Raw genomic sequence first — 19,602 nt, 5'->3', positions numbered from 1 at the left:
TAATCAGCATTACCGATTCAAGCAAAAATCTATCAATTGCTGATAATCCATTTTTCGCGTTTCACCAGTTGCTCGTTCCGTCAATTCAAATAAGCCATCGCCGTCAATCGCTCGATCGCCAATCGTTATCCGCCACGGCAAGCCCATAAGTTCAGCATCGGCAAATTTCACGCCTGGACGCTCGTCGCGATCATCAAGTAGTGCATCGACGCCGCCATTAGCCAACTCGTCATAAAACTTACCTGCTAGTTCCTGCCCTTTTTCACCAATTGCAACGACATGGAACTTAAACGGCGCAATATTTTCCGGCCAAACCAGCCCTCTATCATCGGCAAATTTCTCAACAATCACGCCCATAACTCGCGTAATTCCAATGCCATAACTTCCCATGTAAGCGTATCGCTCTTTACCTTCGGCATCAGTAAATACCAACTTCATTTCTTCGGATTTCTGCGTACCGAAATTAAAGATATTGCCAACTTCGGCAGTTTTCACCTTTTCCAACTCACTACGATCAACGCCGAGCTCCTCAATTGCCTCGTCCAAAATTTCTTCATTAACAGCGATATTTTTACCGCGATGAAGATAAATATAATCCTCACCAGCATCGCAAATCGTCTGAAACTCATGGCTAAACTTCGTAAAAGCGCCGCCAGAAGCAAACGTCACATATGTTTCATCGCCAATTCCAAATCGGTCATAACAACGCTTATATGCCTCAATGACTGAATTGTAGTAACTATCCAAACTCTCTTTGCTATCGTGAATTGAATACATATCCTTCATCACAAATTCACGACCACGCATAATTCCACTCTTAGCGCGAAGTTCGTTTCGCAATTTGTTCTGGAATTGATAAACGCTAATTGGCAAATCTTTGTAGCTCTTTAAGTAATTGCGAAGAAGATCGACAATCGGCTCCTCGTGCGTCCAACCAAAGCCAACATCTGTGCCGTCTTGCAACTTAGACTTAAACCAAACATCGACCAATTCATCACTCCAGCGGCCAGTTTCTTCCCATAAATCCTTACGCTGCAAAGTACTCATAGTCAATTCTTGACTGTCAATTTTATTCATTTCCTCGCGAACAATTTGCTTGATATTCTCAAGAACCCTTAACCCAAGCGGTAAAAACGAATAAACACCCGCCATTGTTTTATGCACGTAGCCAGCACGAATCAAAAGCTGAGCATTTCGCGCAACTTCGCCCGCTGGCGCCTGCTTCAAAGTTCTAGTAAAAAGTTGTGTCATTCGCATATTTTTCTCCTTTACATAAATATAAATGGCAATAACGATTCCGTCTGATTAATTACGCTCGTATTGATAAACAAGAAATAAAAAGCTATTCCGTTTTTCATCATATGCATCATAATAGGCACCCAAATTGCGCCAGTATATTCCCTAGTTGCACACATAACCAGGCTTAAAGTAAATGTATCAACTGCCACTGCCCATTGCAATGGCGAATCCGGACCAACCCAAAGATGTGCCGCGCCAAACGCTATGCTTGTTACGATAATTGATAGCCAAATCGAGAAAGAATTGCGCAACTTGCCATAAAGATATCCGCGATACAAAAGCTCCTCAACAATTGGCGCCAGCACCACCAATACAACAAACGCCATGATAAATTGCCAATGAGTCGCCAGCATACTCTGACTGAACGGTATGGCCTGCTTTTGCTGTATATCCACCGAGAAAACACCGCTGGCGATACTCATCGTAACCATTGTTAGTAAAAAGTAAGCCACAAAAGCAAACGGAGAAATAAATATTTCCAAAAACGTCGGCCAGTCATTCACGCCCAAATTGCTCAAAGTTGTTCGGCGCTTCTTAACCAAAAACGGCACACCAATCACGATAATTAGCGACAACATATATATAACAAACGAAAGTACCGTATTAAGAATAACTGAATTCACAGAACCGAGAGGTACTCCGATTTTTATCAAAACACCAACCGCCAATGGAACGACAACCTCCATTACTAAAAATACGCCATAAACCCAAGCTGGAAGCACCAAAATCAGCCACCATTTGCGGTTTTTTAATTTCTTAGAAGAGTTTTCCAACATCACTGATCGTCACCAAAATTGTTAAGATTAATAGAATTAACATACCAGTTGCCTGAATATTTTCTTCACGTTCTTTTGTTAAATCTTTCTTAAATAAGCGGAAAATTGTCATCGTGAACCAGCGACCGCCATCAAGCGCTGGGATCGGTAAAATATTCATCACAGCCAGCGTCAGTGAAATTAACGCCGCTACGAAAATGATTTGCTCAATTCCAGAATTAACGACTGACGGGAATAATACTCCCAGTATGCCGATTGGTCCTGCTACGCTCCCGCTGACAGAGGCCAAATCAGCTCGTGCAGATTCTTTTGATTCTGCGGAACCAAATATTTGTCCAATTGATCCGTGCACGGTTTTTACCAATAACACACCAACGCCTTTGATAGTTTCGTATGACAATTGCCCAGTAGTCGCAACACCCACAATAGGAGCCGACCATGTGCTATACATTTTCTCCGTCTGCCCCGGAATAACACCCAGATATCCGCTTCCCTTCGCGGACTTTTCATCATTCAACTGAACGTCAACAGATGACTCTTTGCCATCACGCCTATATTCAACCCTGACTTTCTTGCCAGCGTTTTGCTTAGTTATAACTGGCAATTTTTCCGCCTCTGTAAGCGGCTGACCGTTTATCTTAATAAGTTCATCATTAACCTTAAGTCCAATTTTATCCGCTGGAGAATTCGGTGTGATTTTTGCTATTGTCACCGGCGAGCGGCGAACGTCTGCGTCAAACGGTAGCTGAACTTGGTTCGACAGGATTTTCGGCATGCCAATTATCGCAAGAATCGTGAACAAAACAATTGCAGTTATCCAGTTCATCATAACGCCAGCCAGCAATATTTTCGTCTTTACCCAAAATGTCGATCCACCATATGTGCCCTCGCCTTTTGCAGAATCATATTCACCTTTCAGTCTAACAAATCCACCAAGCGGCAACCAGTTTAAGCTAAACGTTACGTTCTCACCCAAGAAACTTCGCTTTACTTTCCACTTTTTTGCGGCTGGCGGAAACCCAATTCCAAATTCCTCAACTTTAACACCATTTCTCTTGGCGACAATAGCGTGACCTAATTCATGCAAAACCACCAATAAGATGAGAACAAATAGCCCTAAAAGTACTCCCCAAATAATCATTTTCCAAACCGCCTATTCCGATTTGCATATTCCTCTAAAATCACCGATACGTCATCAACTGTCATGTCTGGCCAATTCTTCTCAATAAACATCAATTCGCTGTACGCCGAGCGCCACAACATAAAGTTGCTGAGCCGTTGCTCGCTAGAAGTTCTAACAATCAAATCACACGGTGGCACTTCTGGCGCGTATATATTTTGAGCAATCAACTCAGGTGTAATTTCCTCAACAGAAATTCCAGATTGAACAATTTTTTTAACCGCATCAGCAATCTCCAAATGTCCGCCATAATTCAAGCATAAGACCAATTCTCCGTTTTTCAAATCGGCAGTTTTCTCCTCAGCCTCGTCAATCGCTTTGATCAATTGATCCGACAAGCCTTCCCTAGACCCAATAACCCTCAAGCGAACCTCGTTTTCAATAAATATCGGAAGATCAGCTTTCAGTATGTTCAATAGCAATTTCATCAAATGTCGGACTTCTTCCTCTGACCGCTTCCAGTTTTCCGTACTAAAAACGTAAGCGCTCGTATATTTCACGCCTCGACGAAGAACCTCCAACGCCACATCTTTTAGCGCATTATAGCCCGCCAGATGTCCTTCGTATGTCGGCAAGCCATGCTGCTTTGCCCATCGCCGATTTCCATCAACAATAAATCCGATATGCCGCGGCAAATTCGTATTTTCACTCATTATTCGCCCTCCATTCATCAATTAATTTTACATCTTGAGTATCTTTTTCAAGACTGCGCCATTTTTTCCATCGAGATAAAAACTCTAAATTGACGAATCTCACACCATCATACTCCACCACGTAATCAAGCAAACCATCATAACTAACAACTTGCCCATCAAACTCCCATCCATCCCAAACTTCAGCCGAACCATCATCTTTTATAAAATAAAAACGCTGATTATCGTCGAACTTTTTAATCCAATCGCTACTTTCTTCGGAGAGCTTTTTCATTAAATCAGAACTCACCGCAAGATCGATATCAACAGCTGGACGAATCCCCAATTGATCCAAAATCCCGCTACCAATAACAATAATTTGATCCAACGGCAAATCCAATGCCTTCACTTTGTCGGCAAAAGTTTCGCTCATTAAACTGTTAAGACGTCCTTTTCTTTCGCCTTAAACGCCTCGTCAATTTGCGTTTGCATCTTACTCATTAAGCCGTCAATCTCTTTCTCTACACGCTTCAAATCGTCTTCGCTCAGCTCTTTATTATCCTTCATTCGCTTAGCATCCTTAAGAGCGTCTTGGCGAATATTACGCATCGCAATTCGAGCCTCCTCAACCTTCTCGCTAACCTGTTTCACCAGTTGGTGGCGGCGCTCTTCCGTCAAAGCTGGAACTGGAACGCGAACCACTCGCCCATCGTCAGACGGATTAAAACCTAGGCTTTGGTTATCGCGAATTGCAGAAGAAATTGCTGTAATATTACTCGGGTCAAATGGCGTAACTAACAACATTTGTGCCTCTGGAGCGGTTACGTTTGCAACCTGATTAAGCGGCATTTTTGAACCGTAAGCCTCAACCATAACACCGTCGAGCATTCCAGCGTGCGCCCTACCTGTTCGCACCTTCTTCAATTCATCTTGAAAAAAGCTAAACGCTGCATTCATTTTTTCTTCATAAGGGTTTGTGTCGAACATATTTCCTCCAATTTATCTATCCGTTATTATATCAAACTTCGGGCGTCTTGTCTGCTAATTTCGCCTTACGCCCCGTGCTATAATAACAGAGTGATTTCTAAGATTAAGCTATACAATTTCCGGTCTTATCATCTGCACGAAGCGGCTTTTAGCAATTCTGGTACGGTAATTGTTGGACCAAATGGCACCGGCAAGACGAATTTGCTCGAGGCGGTTTATGTAGCGCTGCGCGGCAGTAGTTTTCGGGGCAGCCTTAGCGACTGTATGACGCTGAACGCTCCGCAAACAATTGTTCATCTGGAGGGCGATTTCGGCGAGCGACGTATTAAGCTAGACTCAATTTCTGGAAAAATCAACAAAGAATTCATCATCAATGACAATAAATCAAAAGTCTTAACCAGAAAAAACCGCTTGCCTGTCGTTTTGTTTGAGCCAAGCGAACTAAGATTGATTTCCTCTTCACCATCCCGACGACGTGATTTTCTGGACGGCTTAATTGCCCGACTTGACCCCAAATATGACACGGATTTAAGAGCTTTCAATCGTACTCTTTTACAACGCAACGAGCTCTTAAAATCCCACCAAGAAGACTCATCAATTTGGCGCGATAACCTGTTTGCTTGGGATATAAAATTTGTCCAATATGCGACCAACATTGCCCAAAAACGAGCCAAGTTTCTCCAGATAAACGAGCCTCGTATAAAAAATTTATACGAATCTTTAGCGGGAAAAGATACACAATTGTCCATTGAATACGGCGCTATTGTACCTCTGGAAAATTACGACCAAGCCCTACTTAATCGCTTAGGAAAATCCCGCGAATATGAAATAGTCACAGGATTTACTTCTGCTGGCCCGCATCGCGAAGATTTCACAATTTTCCTCCATAATCAGCCCGCCATTAAAGTTGCTTCACGCGGCGAAATGCGAACAATTATGTTGGCGTTCAAATTATTAGAGCTAGAACTTCAAACGGAAGTCAGCCAATCTCGACCGCTAATTCTACTGGACGACGTTTTTTCTGAATTAGATGCCACACGCGAAAAACTTCTTCAAGAAACCATCCAGAATCATCAATTTATCGTCACTACGACAGATGCGCGCCACCAAAAAGACGGCTGCTCAATAATTTCCACACAATAAAAATCCGCCCTCTCACGTGAAGGCGGATCTATTTCTCCTACTCAATCCCTACTTACTCTATAGGTTGCTCGTTAGCCATTTGTTTTGCTAATTCATTCCTACGCTTTATAAGAGCCTGCAGCGCCACTGATCGTTCTCTAGTAGCCTGCCACGCCCCATCATTTTCTGGATTATTTCTAGACGCCTCCGAAAGTTCAAACAACTCTTCTCTAGCAGCAATAACGTCCCTTGTAGCTTCTTCAAATTGCTTAGCAGTCTCTTCCGGACTGGCCTGATTTACATCAGTCCCTTTATCATTGTCCCCCTCCAAAACACTCCAGTCAGTTGCTGTATTGGGAGAAGAATCTGGATTTTGGCTTAATGTTTCACTCATATTATTCCTTTTTTGTTTCTTTACGACTATATGCCGCTTTTTTAATATGTACTAATACTAGCACGTATTTGTAATATTGTCAATATGCTTATGATAAATATTGAAAGCATAAAAATCGACCGCATTGCTACGGCCGACTTCTTCTCTGCGTGAAAATCTATTCGCTGACACCCAGCTCGATTCGCTTAAACTGACGAATAACAATGTTTTCGCCCAATTTAGCGATAGCTTCTTTAACATGCTGCTCAACAGTCTTAGAGTCGTCCAGAATGTAAGCCTGACTCATAAGAACTTGCTCAGCAAAATGCTTCTTCAATTGACCTTCAACAATCTTTTCGCGCATTTCTTCAGGCTTACTTGCCAAAGATTCACTCGCCATAAGTTCAGCTTTAACGCGCTCCATTTCCTCTGCTGGAATGTCAGCTTCAGAAACATACTTTGGACTCATCGCTGCAATTTGCATAGCAACTTCGTGCGCCAATGTCTTAAAGTCGTCAAGTCGAGCCACGAAGTCAGTTTCGCAGTTTACCTCAACGATAACGCCGATTCGACCAGAGTGAACATAACTTTCAATCAAACCTTCACGCGCTTCACGATCACCTTTCTTTTCAGCTTTCGTCAAGCCCTTTTTACGCATCTCCTCCAAGGCCTTGTCGAAATCACCTTCAGCTTCAATCAAAGCTTTCTTGGCGTCCGTCAAACCAATACCAGTCAATTCACGCAACTTCTTAATGTCGTCAACAGAAACACCCATCCTATTTCTCCTCTTTTTTAGCTGGTTTTTCTTCAGTCTTTATACTACCTGCGCCTTCAGCAACAGCTGCAGTGAAGTAGTCTAATAGCAATTGAATACCCTTAACAGCGTCGTCGTTACCTGGAATTACGTAATCAATACCCGTTGGGTTAACGTTGGTGTCAACAATTGCAAATACTGGTACGCCTAAAGTTTGAGCTTCACGAACTGCATTTGCGTCGGTCAATGCGTCAACTACAACAACAGCGCCTGGCTTGCCCATCAAATCCTTGATGCCGCCATATTTCATATTCAAGCTGTCGATTTCCTCTTGGAAGCGCTGAACTTCAAGCTTGTTATAACGCTTTTCCAAATCACCTGAAGCCATTCGCTTTTCAAGATTCTTCAGCTTCTTAATTTGCTGAGCAATAGTTGAACCGTTAGTCAACATACCGCCAATCCAGCGCTCAACTACGTATGGCTGGTTGATCTTTTCAGCTGCTTCGCGAACAACATCTTTAGCTTGCTTTTTGGTACCAACAAACAGAACCTTACGGCCTGATGCGGCGATTTTTGTCAATTCTGGCAAAGCCTTATCCAAAGCTTCAACGGTCTTAGTCAAGTCAATAATGTGACTATCCTGACGCTTACTGTGAATATATGGCGCCATCTTTGGGTGCCAGCGGCTGGTTTTGTGTCCAAAATGAACACCTGACTCCAGCAAAGCCTTAATGTCTACCTTTACAGACATTCTCTTCTCCTTTTGCCTCATCCGCTCACGATTTGGAGTGTGAGACGGATTGTGTCATTAAAATTAGTTACCTGGCGATTATACCAAATAGTCAATAAATCTGCAAATATTACCCTTTCTCTAGCAATTGTCTGAATCGCGATAAACCATCAAAATCTTCACCATTTCGATACGGTCGTACTATATTTACCAACGCAGGTAAAGTTAATCTATCAATTCTCTCCCCCTTGAGAATCCCCCCTTCGATAGCACGATAAGCTATATCATCAACCTCACAGCCAAATGTGCTATCAGTCGAAGAATGTATACCTGTTACTCTACTCACACCCCAATCATTATGGTCATTTTTGAGTCTGTAGTAAGCCTCTACAGGATATGTCACCTCCCCCCACAGAGAGTCCGCAACTATACCATTATTAATGTAGCTACTACTAGCTGCCATAACTAATACACTCACCTTATGAGCCCCGGGGTTATTATATGCTCCAAATACTGAAATTCGCTCTCTCACCTGATCGCCGCCAATAATCCAATCATCGATAAATAAAATCTTAGAGCTCTTGTCAATCTCACCCCTGCCGCCATACACTTTCAGCCTACCTTCATATTCTTCGAATTCATCGTCTAGAAATTTAGATAAGACCAGACTTAAAATATACTGACTACTTTTCATCTCGTTTTTAACACGACACTGACTTAGCGAATTTCCTACGTCAATATAGACTGGCTTATTATCAACTTCTAAATGGTACCTAAGTCTTTTTGCTAGCGCTGTTGCCGCAAAATGCAATTCCGACATGCCCAAAAAAACCAATTCATTTCTTAATTCTCTAGCATCATCCTTTATGTGATCGGGTACATAAGGCTCAACCATTTTCATAAAATATAAAAATTCATTCAGAGCTTTATATTCAGTTGTTTCGCGTCGACTTTTCATGAATGAAGGATCGCTCGTTTCCGTGCGCAAATAATCATCCGCTTTTACATAGACCATAAGATTATCTCGACTAGCGTCTTGAGCCTGCAATAATAACTTTGGCGGCGCCACTGGACTTAACTCACTCAAAGCGTCAGGACTGGTCGGTAACTCAATCATACCTATATTATGTCATAATTTCGCCAGAATAGCAAAGTTAAGGTTACGAGCTTTTGACATTTTCCGATAAATTATGTACAATTGAGCAGTTATGAAAAGCAGTATTCACCCACAGAACTATCGCCCTGTCGTATTTAGCGACGAACAAGCGGGCTTCGCGTTCTTGACTCAGTCAACAGCGCAAACAACCGAAACCATCAAATGGGAAGACGGCAACGAATATCCATTAGTTAAGGTTCACATTTCATCAGCTTCACACCCATTCTTTACTGGTGAAGAAAAGATTATCGACACCGAAGGTCGTGTTGATCGCTTTAAGGCTCGTCAAGCAGCTGCTGAAGCTCGTAAAGCAGCTTTGGCAAACAAAGCAAAGAAAGCCAATGCCAAAAAAGCAACTAAGACTGATTCTCCAAAATCAGACAAAAAGACTAAATAATCTAACAAATTAGTCCGACAGTTCAAAAACCGCTCAATCACTGGGCGGTTTTATTTTACGCTAGTTCAATCTGACAACACTTATCTCGCGACATAATATTTCACGGTCTCCCCGCATCTTTGCAGCACATAAGCGGTGAGCGCCGTCACCTTGTAGAGCCAAAAATACTCCGCCATCAGAATCCACGACAATATCTACTTTGCGTATTGGAGGGCTAGTCTTCGGATCCATTTCTGCGTATTGTCTAATAATATCGCGGCTACTTTTTCCACCTTTTGATTCCGACACTCGCCCTTCTCGCCAATCTTTAATCATCGGTGCAGCCACAAATAATTCAACCGGCAACGGAATATCAGATTCCGGAATCGCTCTCATGTCAGGCCACTCACCCTCATATATAGATATTTTCGTTTCACCGGCAATATTACCTTTAATTAATTCATTCAAATCGTATAGTGAAACTGGCTTCTCTATTGGATGAGTATCAATCTCAAACAAACTCTTCACAATCAAATCAACTCTCGAATCATTTGCTGGCATATCCTCTGGAAGATCTTCAATACATTGCACCAGTTCAGGCGACTTTCCAACATCGCAAAGCGCCAACTTATCAGTATTTTCGTAAGCCAAATCATGCGAATCACCCTTGCATTCTCTCATTATGTCTATATAATACAATACTGAGAAACATTTGTCAATGTATGATATAATTTTATAGATATGGCAAAGATTTCTTTAGATATGGATTCTCTAAAAAATGAACGAGCTGATTTGAGCAATTTTTTAGCGCAACCCGATGCTTACAGCTCACCAGATTTTACGGTAAAAAATAAACGATTTTCAGAATTAGAGACGCTTATTTCCAAAGGCGAAGAGCGAGAAAACCTGGAAAAAAACTTAGTAGAGGCCAAAAAATTAGCTAACGAAGGCGGTGAATTGGCCGCTCTGGCGAAACTTGAAATTACTGAAACCGAAGCTCGATTGACCGAATTAGAAGAAGAATTATTCATCCTTCTCACCCCAAAAGACCCCAACGATGAGAAGAATATTATCATGGAAATCCGCGCTGGTGCAGGCGGCGATGAAGCGTCGTTGTTTGCAGCGGAACTATACCGCATGTATTTACGTTGGTGCGAATCTAACGGCTATAAAGTAGAACTAATTAGCGAATCAGCCAATGATTCTGGCGGCTATAAAGAAGTTATTTTCATGATCAAGGGCGACGCGCCATACTCTAAATTGAAGTTCGAAGGTGGCGTACACCGAGTTCAGCGAGTTCCAGTAACTGAAAGCCAAGGTCGCGTCCATACTTCAACTGTAACGGTGGCGGTTTTGCCAGAAGCAGAAGAAGCAGACATTGAGATAAACCCGAACGATTTGCGCGTTGATATTTACCGCTCCAGCGGACACGGCGGACAGAGCGTGAATACCACAGACTCAGCAGTGCGAATCACACACTTGCCGACTGGAATGATAGTTACAAACCAAGACGAAAAATCGCAAATTAAAAACCGTGAGAAAGCTATGAGCGTGCTTCGTTCGCGCTTACTACAGATGAAAATCGACGAGGAAAACGCCAAATTAAGTGCCGAGCGACGCTCGTTGGTTGGAACTGGCGACCGCTCGGAGAAGATTCGAACTTACAACTTCCCTCAAGACCGAATCACCGACCACCGCATTCACTACAGCCGTAGCAACATCCCCGCTGCAATGAACGGGGATGTCGACGATTTGATTGAAAATCTACAGAGATATGAGCGCGAGTTGAAAGCTCAGAATGCTAATCATTAAAGAGGTCTGGATTCCTAAATTCTAAATTAAGCGCAGCCTCTCTCCACTTATCGCGGTCGTCAGGACTTAAAGATTCGTCGCTAGCGCGCTGTTTATATTTTCCATATAAACCCTTAATCGCCGCTTCATCAGCTGCCCTCTGCTCCCCTGGAGTCATCTCTTGACGCTCTTTCTCTCGTCGATTCAACAACACCTCAGTACCACTCTCTACTGCTGCAACTGGAGTTTCTTTAGCCCTATTCCATCCATAATCAGCCCCTGTTTCAAGACCTATTCCCATAACCACGTTAGCGATAGGAGGCTCGTACTTTTTTGACATATTATCTAATATAATCCTTTTTTTCACTTAATAACATAATTGTACAATACTATATATTTCTTTATTTGTCAATACTATCTATTCTTACTCTCGCTTTTTACATTCCATAGATATATGTTATAATTAGAAATATGATTATCTCTGAATGGTTAAAAACAGCGACCAAATCCCTGAAAAATATTGGAATTTCATCCGCCAGATTAGACGCTGAATTGATATTAGCCAACACTTTACGAAAAAACCGCACTTACCTACACGCTCACCTGGACGAAGAAATTGACTCCAGAAGATTTGACATCGCAAATGCCAGACTAGACCTAAGATTAGACCGCGTACCGATTGCCTACATTCTGGGCTATAAAGAATTTTACGGACGTAAATTCACTGTATCTCCCTCTGTTTTAATTCCCCGCCCCGAATCCGAAGATCTAATTTCATTATTCTTAGAACTGACCGCCAGTGAAATTGCCGAAAAAGTTTTAATTGACGTCGGCACAGGATCTGGCTGTCTGGGAATTACTGCCAAATTAGAGAGGAGTAACTTGTCGGTAATTTTATCCGATATCAGCAAACCAGCCTTAAACATTGCAGAAAAAAATGCGAATGCCTTAAATGCGGACGTCCATATTCAACAGCAATCATTACTTAATGGCCAACTCAAACCAGTCGACTACATTTTTGCTAATTTGCCCTACGTCGATAAGAGCTGGGACGTGTCACCAGAACTCAAATACGAACCAGAAATTGCGCTTTTCGCCGAAGACGAAGGATTGAAATTGATATTGCAATTGATCTCACAAGCACCACGATGTCTCACCTCAGAAGGTTTGTTATTTATTGAGGCGGATCCTCAGCAGCACAATAGAATAATTGACGAAGCCATGAAAAATGATTTTGTAAAAGAGAGAGTTCTCAATTACATCCTAGTCCTGAGTTTCACTGGCGCCCAAGATTAAATCACTACCGAATTCAAGAATACTAGCATCACTAAGATAATTCCGATAGTAAGAATCACCGGAGCGGATATGTCTGAAAATTGAATAGCTTTATGCTTGTTGTAAGATTGGTAAGCTTTACTGGCAACGAGCGAGAATAGCAATAAGATTATTGTAACTTGTGAAACACCGCCAAATAATGACTTTCCGTAGCTATAAGTCCAATAATACGACAGCCAACCTAGCTCAGCAAAGATGAGTCCCCAGATTGCCGAAAGTAAAACCGTTTGTTCTTCGTCATAGCTGTGCAAGAAATGACGCGCAGAACTATAGCCGATCAAGAACATCAGAATAACAACCACAGAAACTGGCCACTCGTACGACACCACCATCAGAGCGGTTACACCGACGAAAATAGCGATTAACGACTGCATGGCGACCTGCCAGCGCTTAGACATCGGCTTAATCACGACTAGCCAAATTGCATATAATACAGCCAAAGCTACGCGGAAATAAAACACTGACGTAGGTAGATACATCAGACCAACAACACCAATTCCAACCGTTAAGTCAACCAAGTTAGCCTGGATGTTTGCCCACCAAAAACGCGGACGAACGGCAATTATGCGCCATTTACTCAGTACAACAAGTGCTAACGCTGGAAATGGAGTCTGAAACGCTTGAGCAATAACAAGCAATGCTGCCGCCAAGCCAATATTTAAGACATAGTAAACTAATTCGCTCCAAAACGTTCTTCGCTTAACAGTTTTCAGTAACTCCATAACTTACTCTATTATACCAAATTATGAGCCAGTTCCCACAACAACGATAAATTGCGCGTCAACATTCAAATTATACTTCGAAGAATCTGACGAAACTGAACCGTACAGCTCCTTAAATTTATCTTTTGTAGCAGTTTTTTCTTTACCAGCTGGCAATTGATAAACTTGGGTTTTTGCTATTTTCTCACCACCTGGAGTATTGCCAACATGAATAACTTTCATTCCTAATTCTGTCAATTTGTCCGCTTCTTTCTGCGCTGCACCAGCCACACCAGAACCATTCAAGACAGCAACCGTGGCTTTTTCCTTAGACAATGGCGTTGCATAAATCTCAGATTTTATATAAGAACGAATATCACTATAATCATACAATCCCGCAGCTGGCTGAACTATACTTGCGCCACCCGCCGTGCCAGTAGTCATAAGTACGTTGTTTTCCTCTACAAAACTCAATCTGTGAATATCAGATTCTTTTATCTCCGAGCCAAGGTTCATAATTGTACGGATTTCTTTCGTGTCAATGTTTGTGCGCAAGTTTTTGCCCATCGCATCCATCAGAGATGTAACCTTACCAAAATCAGTCAGCGTTCCTGTGGAAGTAGCTTTGTTTTTCAGTGCCATCATAACCAACTGCTGGTTTTTCTCTCGGTCAAAGTTAGACTGCTCCAATCCGTAAGTTGGCGCCACCAAACCACGTGCTCGAGAGAACCACATCGCTTTTTCGCCGTCCATTTCGTGCTTGCCGTTAGTCAATTGCATATAGTGGCCCGTTGGACATCGTTCACGACGTTGCTGATAATTCAACTCCTTCGCTCGACACATCCAGTCCATGCTAGGATCAAGAATTCCTCGTGGATCACGACTCTGCACGTCAACGGTAACTCCGCCAACCGCATTGACAGCATCACGAATCACCGCAGTATTAATATGCGCCACGTACTGAATATCCATACCGAATATATCGCCGATGAATTTCTTCGTTTTATCCATCCGTTCGGCTTCCGCCTGCGCGCTATCTCCGTTATTCACGCAACCAAAATATTCATTGATTTTACCAGCGTAGCCAGAATTACACGCCATGCCAAATTTTACATACAAGTCACGCGGAATGCTAAACATATACGCGTCCTTCTTTGTCTGATTGACGCTAAGAATCATCATTGAGTCGGTCAATGTCGCACCCGGATGATCCGGATCGTCATCTGTTGTACCTAAAATCAGCACATTACTTCTGCCATAAGCATCCTCTTTCAGTTTCTGCTGCGAAAACAACCCTAAGATTCCGCCGTTATGGAACACCGAGTTCATCGTCTGCCATAATTTTAATAGCAGCCAGCCCGCCACAATTGCAATAATAATTCCGATAATCGCAAGAATAATCCTGGTAATTAACTTTTTCTTACGCTTCTGTTTGCGCTCCTGTCGATGAGAAGGCTTGGTGTTTTCATCAATCGCCGCCAACGATTCGCTAATATTCTGCTTTAATTTATTAGTAGAAGTTGGCTGCTGAATATTCTTTGTCGCATTATTCGACACTTGCGGACTATCTTCGTTACTACGAGGATGCCCGAGCGTAGTCGTTTTTTTGCTAGTAATTTCCCCCAACGAAGTTCGCTGTGGTCGCTTGGCGACAAATCCGTCCATCGACTGTTTGCGTGATTTCATATCTATTGATTATAACATACAAAACGCTTATAATTAAAGTAATGGACGCTACTTTTATGGATCGTCATCCGAAGTTGCAAGATGGCCTGGGAATGGTCATTTTCGTTGTTGGCGTGGTGATCGGTACACTTTTATTGAACACTTTTGTATTTCAAACTTTCAATGTTGAAGGCGCCAGTATGGAAACGACGATGTACACTGGCGATCGTCTGATCGTCAATCGATTGCCCGTCACTGGTTCAAAATTGCAAAATAAAAATTATACCCCAAAGCGCGGACAAATAATTGTGTTTAAGAATCCGAATTTTAACGCCTCGACAGGTAAAGATGAGTACATCGTTAAGCGCGTAATTGCTTTTGCTGGTGAGCGAGTTACTGTGAAAAACGGCACCGTAACTGTTTACAACACAGAAAATCCCGACGGATTTAACCCTGACACCTCAGTCAATAAGAATGAGCCAGGACAACCTACTTCTGGAGATGTCGATACGACCGTACCGGAAGGCACAATATTCGTTATGGGCGATCACCGCCAAGGAAGCTATTCTTGCGACTCTCGAAACTGCATGGGACCGATCCCCCTTTATGACATCGTTGGGCCAGTTAACCTACGAATATTTCCATTCAATAAAATTCGCTCGTTCTAATAAAAAATTATTTCTCGAGTAATCCTCTTATTCGTTCAAATTCAAGATTATCCTTAAACTTGATACTGATCTGACCAGCTCCACGGCCGTTTGTACGAATTTTCACCCCTGTGCCAAATCGCTTTGAAAGACTCTCAACAGCATCTGCGTGAGGCATATCTGCCGGACGTCGTTTGTTCTCGATTGGACTAGCCTTCGCCTGCTTCCACAGAGTAACAACCTGCTCAATCCGTCGCGCCGACCACTCCTCGCGAATAGCTCGCTCCATAATGTTTTCCGCGGCGTCATCAGGTAAACCAATTAGAGGTCTTGCCTGCCCTTCATTTAATCGCCCCTCAAACAACGCCTGCTGCACAGACTTCGGTAATTTCAGTAGCCTCAATGTATTGCTGACCGCACTTATAGATTTGCCACCCAAACGTTTGCCAATTTCCTCCAGTGTCATATTGAATTGGTCGCGCAATTTTTGATAAGCGGTCGCAGTTTCAAGCGCATTCAAATCATGCCGTTGCAAGTTTTCAATCAAAGAAATCTCCAGGCGATTTTGATCGCTCATACTCCTGACTATGCATGGTACCTCTGTTAAATTCGCCCTATTCGCCGCCCGCCAACGTCGCTCGCCCGCCACTATCAGATATTTATCGCCTTTTGGTGTCACGACAATTGGCTGAACTACACCATGCTCGCGCACCGATTCTGTCAACTCATTCAAAGCATTTTCATCAAAAAAGCGACGCGGCTGATCAGGATCTGGGATGACTTGATTAATAGCAATATCTCTCAAATGAGAAACTTTCACGTCCTGTTGCGCTGTCGGATCGAACGTTTCATCTATCAAATTGGTTGGAATCAATGACCCAAAACCCCTGCCTAAACCTTTTTTCATCGTTCCACCCTCTCTATAATTTCTTTCGTTAGCGCCTTGTAAGCCCGAGAACCTTTTGAAAAACGATCATACGCTCCAACTGGCGCGCCATGACTAGGAGCTTCAGCCAAGCGAATATTTCGCGGAATGCTATTCTTAAAAATCTTATCTGGAAAATACTTTTTAACCTCAGCATGAACTTGCCCAGATAATGTAGTTCTGGAGTCCATCATCGTCAGTAAAACACCCAATAATTCCAGAGGTGGATTAAGCCCCTTCTTTATCAATTTCATACTTTCCAAAAGCTGCCCCAACCCTTCCAGAGCGTAAAATTCCGCCTGAACTGGGAGCAGTACATAATTAGCGGCAATCATACCGTTGACCGTCAACAAACTCAAGCTCGGTGGGCTATCAATAATAATATAATCGTAATCCATCGCCTTTTGTAAAGCCTCTCGCAAGCGAACAAACCTTCCCTGCGCCTGCGCCAATTCCACTTCTGTATTCGCCAAATGAGGTGTAGCTGGGGCAATTGATAAGTTTTTATATTCCGTTGGCAATATGATATTAGCCAGGTCAATTTGTCGCATAATCACCTCTGATATTGTTGCGCCCAAATTCTGCTTATCTATTCCAAGTCCGCTAGTAGCATTACCCTGCGGATCAAAATCCACCAACAACGTTTTCTTGCCAGCTTTTGCCAAAAAATATGCTACGTTAATTGACGTCGTTGTTTTACCGACGCCACCTTTTTGATTTGTCACCGCAATGATTTTTGTCATTCGTTCCCCTTTTTACCTGCCTTAATTATAGCATGAGCAGAACATAAATAACAGACATCAAAAAACCGCTTCTTTTACAAAAGCGGCTCTTTGGATTATTTGATTGACGTGACTTCAATCTTCGTGTATTTCTGGCGATGACCAGTTTCTTTGTGAACACGCTTCTTACTCTTGTAGCGAATAACGCGAAGTTTATCACCTTTAACTTCGGCTTCTACGACTTTAGCCTTAACGCTAGAGCCTTTTACAGTTGGCGTACCAACCTTAATTTTATCACCATCAATCACTAAAAGTGCGTCGAGAGTGAGTTCTTTTGTGCCTTCAGGGAGGAGATCCACCAAGAGGGACTCTTTTTCGCTGACAAGATATTGTTTGCCAGAGATTTTTACGACTGCTTTCATTTCGTTCCTTAATTATTATGAATTAACTCTAATAATTCTATCAAAAACTAGCAATAAAATCAAGTACAGTTAGCAAGCAGCGTTTTTCGCCATAGCATTATTCGCCTTCAGCCAACCGCTCGGCGAGCCGCATTCCATATATTCGCCCTTAGCTTCGCCGACAACAATCACGCCACCGCCATCGATGTAAGCATTAATCGCGTCCGTTAGTTCAAACTCGCCTCTCTTAGGGTTCGCCGGCAAAGTTCGCGCCAACTCAAAAATCTCTTTGTTCAAGACGTAAAAACTTGAATTACTGAGGTTACTTGGAGCTTCTTCCAATTTTGGTTTTTCAATTATTCGCACAAAATTGCCCTGACTATCAGTTTCAATAATTCCTGTTTGCGGGATAAATTCCTCTTCGACAGGATTTCCCAATAGTCCAGCCGACAATCCACGCGATTCCACCAACTCCGCCAAATCTGCCGCGTTTGAACCGCCGTCGCCACGCCAAAAGAATTGATCGCCCATAATCACAAAGGCCGACTCGCCCTGTTCGATAAATTCGCTCGCCAGACCAACTGGAATACTCGTGCCGTAACCACCAGTTCCCGGCTGAGTTAAAAAATGTATTCGGATGTCGCGAAGTGGCGCCACCAGAGGTAATTTATCTTCTTTTCCCACTCGACGCAAATAATCGTTCAATTGAATGTTCGAACGATAATAGCTCTGCACCTGCGTACTCTGCTCGCCAACTACGAAGTAAACATCCTTCACGCCCGCTCTCACAACGTCTTGCACAATATAATCAATCACTGGCCTTGTACCGACCGGCAACATACACTTTTCAATAGATTTAGTAATCGGCAACATTCGCGTGCCCCAGCCCGCAACCGGAATAATAGCTTTAGTAATCATAACACCTCCTACATTTTCAGCTCTTTGTGGGAGTAATTATACATCATTAATCATCAAAGTTGCCATCCGCACGAGACCAAAATTTACGAATATCTTCTATTTCGTCAACGTCTAGCCGAATTGCCTGCGGCTCTTGCTGTTCTTTAATAATTTCTTCAGCAAGTCCGCCTGCCAGCGGGTCGATTGGCGAAAACCCTATTTTACTACCAAATAATTTGTTGAATAAATTTTGCATAACTTTTTTATTTTTATCAATTAACAATTATATATTAGCATAAGTGTGGTTAAAAGTCAATAGAATATCCTCCCCATGAAGAGGAGGATATTTTTTACTGAAATTCTTATGAGAATCTATAAGATTACGATCGCTTAATGATTGCAGCACCGCCAGCGGTAATAACTGTAACTGCAGCGGCAATAACTGAATATACACTTACACCAGTTTCAGCCAAAGTCTCAGCAGGCTTAGTTTCTTTACGAGGAGAAGAAACTGAAGCTGGGGTTGATTCTACTGGAACTGGAGTAGTTGTTACATTAACATTTTCTGATTCAGCTGGAGTTTCAGGATTTACTGGAGTAGCTGGATCTGGATTAGCAGGAGCTTCCGGCAAACTTTCTGGGTTTTTCAATGTTGCTGATGTCTGACTCAACTTCACAGCCTTTGTCAGATTGTCACCAACAGTCAATGCGACAGTTTGGCGCAATGAGTTGTCGTAATTACCTTCTTTGTCGAACCAGTATGTGTCAATTGAAATAGGAGTATCGTATGGGATTGGATTGGCAGAACTTGGGTAATACTTCTTCACCAAATCCTCGATCGACAGCTCACTGCCCTGCATCAATTCCTGACGAATAGCGCTGTTTAATTGAATTTTATTTGCACCGCTAGTTATTACAAATCGATAATGGTCGTTCGCGGCACCTTCAAATTTAATTGTATTTTTCTCACCCTTATATTGAGCGGTGGAAACTGTTATTTTTGGTGCAGCCGGCGGAGTAGTTTCTAGCGCAGACGCGGTTACATTGCCGAATATCACGCCAACAGTAGCCAACGCAGCGATAGCTCCAACCTTAATTAAGTTAGTCATAGCTTATCCTTTCAAATTATTATG

25 protein-coding genes are annotated in these 19,602 nt (G+C 42.6%); 5 read left to right on the top strand and 20 right to left on the bottom strand.

The window, feature by feature from the left end; translation table 11 throughout:
• Nucleotides 1-9: 9 nt before the first annotated feature.
• From LR957_RS00665 to frr, 6 genes are read right to left on the bottom strand one after another with little or no spacing between them, the layout of a single operon-like run.
• Complete coding sequence (locus tag LR957_RS00665; RefSeq protein ID WP_232273074.1) at nucleotides 10-1,251, bottom strand: aminoacyl--tRNA ligase-related protein; 1,242 nt, start codon at nucleotides 1,249-1,251, stop codon at nucleotides 10-12.
• A gap of 17 nt (nucleotides 1,252-1,268) precedes the next feature.
• Nucleotides 1,269-2,075 (bottom strand): CPBP family intramembrane glutamic endopeptidase, encoded by an 807-nt coding sequence (locus LR957_RS00660; protein WP_232273073.1) that lies wholly within the window; start codon nucleotides 2,073-2,075, stop codon nucleotides 1,269-1,271.
• Entirely contained in the window at nucleotides 2,056-3,216 is a 1,161-nt protein-coding gene (locus LR957_RS00655) for a M50 family metallopeptidase (RefSeq protein WP_232273072.1), read from the bottom strand. Before LR957_RS00655 ends, LR957_RS00660 begins: the two co-directional genes overlap by 20 nt.
• Nucleotides 3,213-3,908 (bottom strand): polyprenyl diphosphate synthase, encoded by a 696-nt coding sequence (uppS, locus tag LR957_RS00650; RefSeq protein WP_232273071.1) that lies wholly within the window; start codon nucleotides 3,906-3,908, stop codon nucleotides 3,213-3,215. Before uppS ends, LR957_RS00655 begins: the two co-directional genes overlap by 4 nt.
• Nucleotides 3,901-4,320 (bottom strand): hypothetical protein, encoded by a 420-nt coding sequence (locus LR957_RS00645; RefSeq protein WP_232273070.1) that lies wholly within the window; start codon nucleotides 4,318-4,320, stop codon nucleotides 3,901-3,903. Before LR957_RS00645 ends, uppS begins: the two co-directional genes overlap by 8 nt.
• A complete protein-coding gene (gene frr / locus LR957_RS00640; RefSeq protein WP_232273069.1) occupies nucleotides 4,320-4,874 on the bottom strand; it encodes a ribosome recycling factor in 555 nt (184 codons plus the stop codon). Before frr ends, LR957_RS00645 begins: the two co-directional genes overlap by 1 nt.
• A gap of 90 nt (nucleotides 4,875-4,964) precedes the next feature.
• Here frr and recF point away from each other — a divergent pair, with 90 nt between their 5' ends.
• Nucleotides 4,965-6,017, top strand: a complete 1,053-nt coding sequence (recF, locus tag LR957_RS00635; protein WP_232273068.1) for a DNA replication/repair protein RecF — start codon at nucleotides 4,965-4,967, stop codon at nucleotides 6,015-6,017.
• Nucleotides 6,018-6,069: 52 nt separating this feature from the next.
• On the opposite strand, the gene LR957_RS00630 is transcribed toward recF, so the two are convergent.
• The 4 genes from LR957_RS00630 to LR957_RS00615 form a co-directional block, all read right to left on the bottom strand.
• A complete protein-coding gene (locus tag LR957_RS00630) occupies nucleotides 6,070-6,390 on the bottom strand; it encodes a hypothetical protein (protein ID WP_232273067.1) in 321 nt (106 codons plus the stop codon).
• Between the two features lie 157 nt (nucleotides 6,391-6,547).
• A complete protein-coding gene (gene tsf, locus LR957_RS00625; RefSeq protein ID WP_232273066.1) occupies nucleotides 6,548-7,144 on the bottom strand; it encodes a translation elongation factor Ts in 597 nt (198 codons plus the stop codon).
• 1 nt (nucleotide 7,145) lies between these two features.
• Nucleotides 7,146-7,874: a 30S ribosomal protein S2 gene (rpsB, locus tag LR957_RS00620; RefSeq protein ID WP_232273065.1), complete on the bottom strand. Its 729-nt coding sequence runs from the start codon at nucleotides 7,872-7,874 to the stop codon at nucleotides 7,146-7,148.
• Nucleotides 7,875-7,983: 109 nt separating this feature from the next.
• Nucleotides 7,984-8,970 (bottom strand): hypothetical protein, encoded by a 987-nt coding sequence (locus LR957_RS00615; protein ID WP_232273064.1) that lies wholly within the window; start codon nucleotides 8,968-8,970, stop codon nucleotides 7,984-7,986.
• Nucleotides 8,971-9,061: 91 nt separating this feature from the next.
• Here LR957_RS00615 and LR957_RS00610 point away from each other — a divergent pair, with 91 nt between their 5' ends.
• Nucleotides 9,062-9,406, top strand: coding sequence for a type B 50S ribosomal protein L31 (locus LR957_RS00610; protein WP_445082934.1), 345 nt, complete (start codon nucleotides 9,062-9,064; stop codon nucleotides 9,404-9,406).
• Nucleotides 9,407-9,466: 60 nt separating this feature from the next.
• Here the strand turns inward: LR957_RS00610 and LR957_RS00605 are convergent, their stop codons facing one another.
• Nucleotides 9,467-10,066 carry a hypothetical protein gene (locus LR957_RS00605; protein WP_232273063.1) on the bottom strand — a complete coding sequence of 200 codons (600 nt, stop codon included), beginning with the start codon at nucleotides 10,064-10,066 and terminating at the stop codon, nucleotides 9,467-9,469.
• A gap of 60 nt (nucleotides 10,067-10,126) precedes the next feature.
• Here LR957_RS00605 and prfA point away from each other — a divergent pair, with 60 nt between their 5' ends.
• Nucleotides 10,127-11,197, top strand: a complete 1,071-nt coding sequence (gene prfA, locus LR957_RS00600) for a peptide chain release factor 1 (protein ID WP_310736997.1) — start codon at nucleotides 10,127-10,129, stop codon at nucleotides 11,195-11,197.
• Here prfA and LR957_RS00595 read toward each other — a convergent pair.
• Nucleotides 11,187-11,516 (bottom strand): hypothetical protein, encoded by a 330-nt coding sequence (locus LR957_RS00595; RefSeq protein ID WP_232273062.1) that lies wholly within the window; start codon nucleotides 11,514-11,516, stop codon nucleotides 11,187-11,189. The genes prfA and LR957_RS00595 overlap by 11 nt on opposite strands.
• 131 nt (nucleotides 11,517-11,647) lie before the next feature.
• On the opposite strand from LR957_RS00595, the gene prmC reads away from it, so the two are divergent.
• Complete coding sequence (prmC, locus tag LR957_RS00590) at nucleotides 11,648-12,472, top strand: peptide chain release factor N(5)-glutamine methyltransferase (RefSeq protein WP_232273061.1); 825 nt, start codon at nucleotides 11,648-11,650, stop codon at nucleotides 12,470-12,472.
• Here prmC and LR957_RS00585 read toward each other — a convergent pair.
• Both LR957_RS00585 and LR957_RS00580 read right to left on the bottom strand, forming a co-directional pair.
• Nucleotides 12,469-13,233, bottom strand: coding sequence for a hypothetical protein (locus tag LR957_RS00585; RefSeq protein ID WP_232273060.1), 765 nt, complete (start codon nucleotides 13,231-13,233; stop codon nucleotides 12,469-12,471). The two genes, prmC and LR957_RS00585, sit on opposite strands and share 4 nt — an antisense overlap.
• Nucleotides 13,234-13,254: 21 nt before the next feature.
• Entirely contained in the window at nucleotides 13,255-14,898 is a 1,644-nt protein-coding gene (locus tag LR957_RS00580; RefSeq protein ID WP_232273059.1) for an LCP family protein, read from the bottom strand.
• A 41-nt stretch (nucleotides 14,899-14,939) separates the two neighbouring features.
• On the opposite strand from LR957_RS00580, the gene lepB reads away from it, so the two are divergent.
• The gene (gene lepB / locus LR957_RS00575; RefSeq protein WP_232273058.1) at nucleotides 14,940-15,545 is read left to right on the top strand and encodes a signal peptidase I; all 606 of its coding nucleotides are present in this window, start codon (nucleotides 14,940-14,942) and stop codon (nucleotides 15,543-15,545) included.
• Nucleotides 15,546-15,552: 7 nt separating this feature from the next.
• Here the strand turns inward: lepB and LR957_RS00570 are convergent, their stop codons facing one another.
• From LR957_RS00570 to LR957_RS00545, 6 genes are all read right to left on the bottom strand, one after another.
• Nucleotides 15,553-16,431 (bottom strand): ParB/RepB/Spo0J family partition protein, encoded by an 879-nt coding sequence (locus LR957_RS00570; RefSeq protein WP_232273057.1) that lies wholly within the window; start codon nucleotides 16,429-16,431, stop codon nucleotides 15,553-15,555.
• A complete protein-coding gene (locus LR957_RS00565; RefSeq protein ID WP_232273056.1) occupies nucleotides 16,428-17,192 on the bottom strand; it encodes a ParA family protein in 765 nt (254 codons plus the stop codon). The genes LR957_RS00570 and LR957_RS00565 overlap by 4 nt, the downstream gene beginning before the upstream one ends.
• Before the next feature lie 95 nt (nucleotides 17,193-17,287).
• Nucleotides 17,288-17,593, bottom strand: coding sequence for a 50S ribosomal protein L21 (rplU, locus tag LR957_RS00560; protein ID WP_232273055.1), 306 nt, complete (start codon nucleotides 17,591-17,593; stop codon nucleotides 17,288-17,290).
• Between the two features lie 69 nt (nucleotides 17,594-17,662).
• Nucleotides 17,663-18,490 (bottom strand): sugar phosphate nucleotidyltransferase, encoded by an 828-nt coding sequence (locus LR957_RS00555; protein ID WP_232273054.1) that lies wholly within the window; start codon nucleotides 18,488-18,490, stop codon nucleotides 17,663-17,665.
• Between the two features lie 46 nt (nucleotides 18,491-18,536).
• Nucleotides 18,537-18,752: a hypothetical protein gene (locus LR957_RS00550; RefSeq protein ID WP_232273053.1), complete on the bottom strand. Its 216-nt coding sequence runs from the start codon at nucleotides 18,750-18,752 to the stop codon at nucleotides 18,537-18,539.
• A 97-nt stretch (nucleotides 18,753-18,849) separates the two neighbouring features.
• Nucleotides 18,850-19,578, bottom strand: coding sequence for a hypothetical protein (locus LR957_RS00545; RefSeq protein ID WP_232273052.1), 729 nt, complete (start codon nucleotides 19,576-19,578; stop codon nucleotides 18,850-18,852).
• Between the last annotated feature and the right edge of the window lie 24 nt (nucleotides 19,579-19,602).

Source organism: Candidatus Nanosynbacter sp. HMT-352 (genome assembly GCF_021222645.1).
GTDB lineage: Bacteria > Patescibacteriota > Saccharimonadia > Saccharimonadales > Saccharimonadaceae > Nanosynbacter.
The sequence above is the reverse complement of the archived record's forward strand: the minus strand, read 5'-3'. Positions and strand labels throughout refer to the sequence as shown.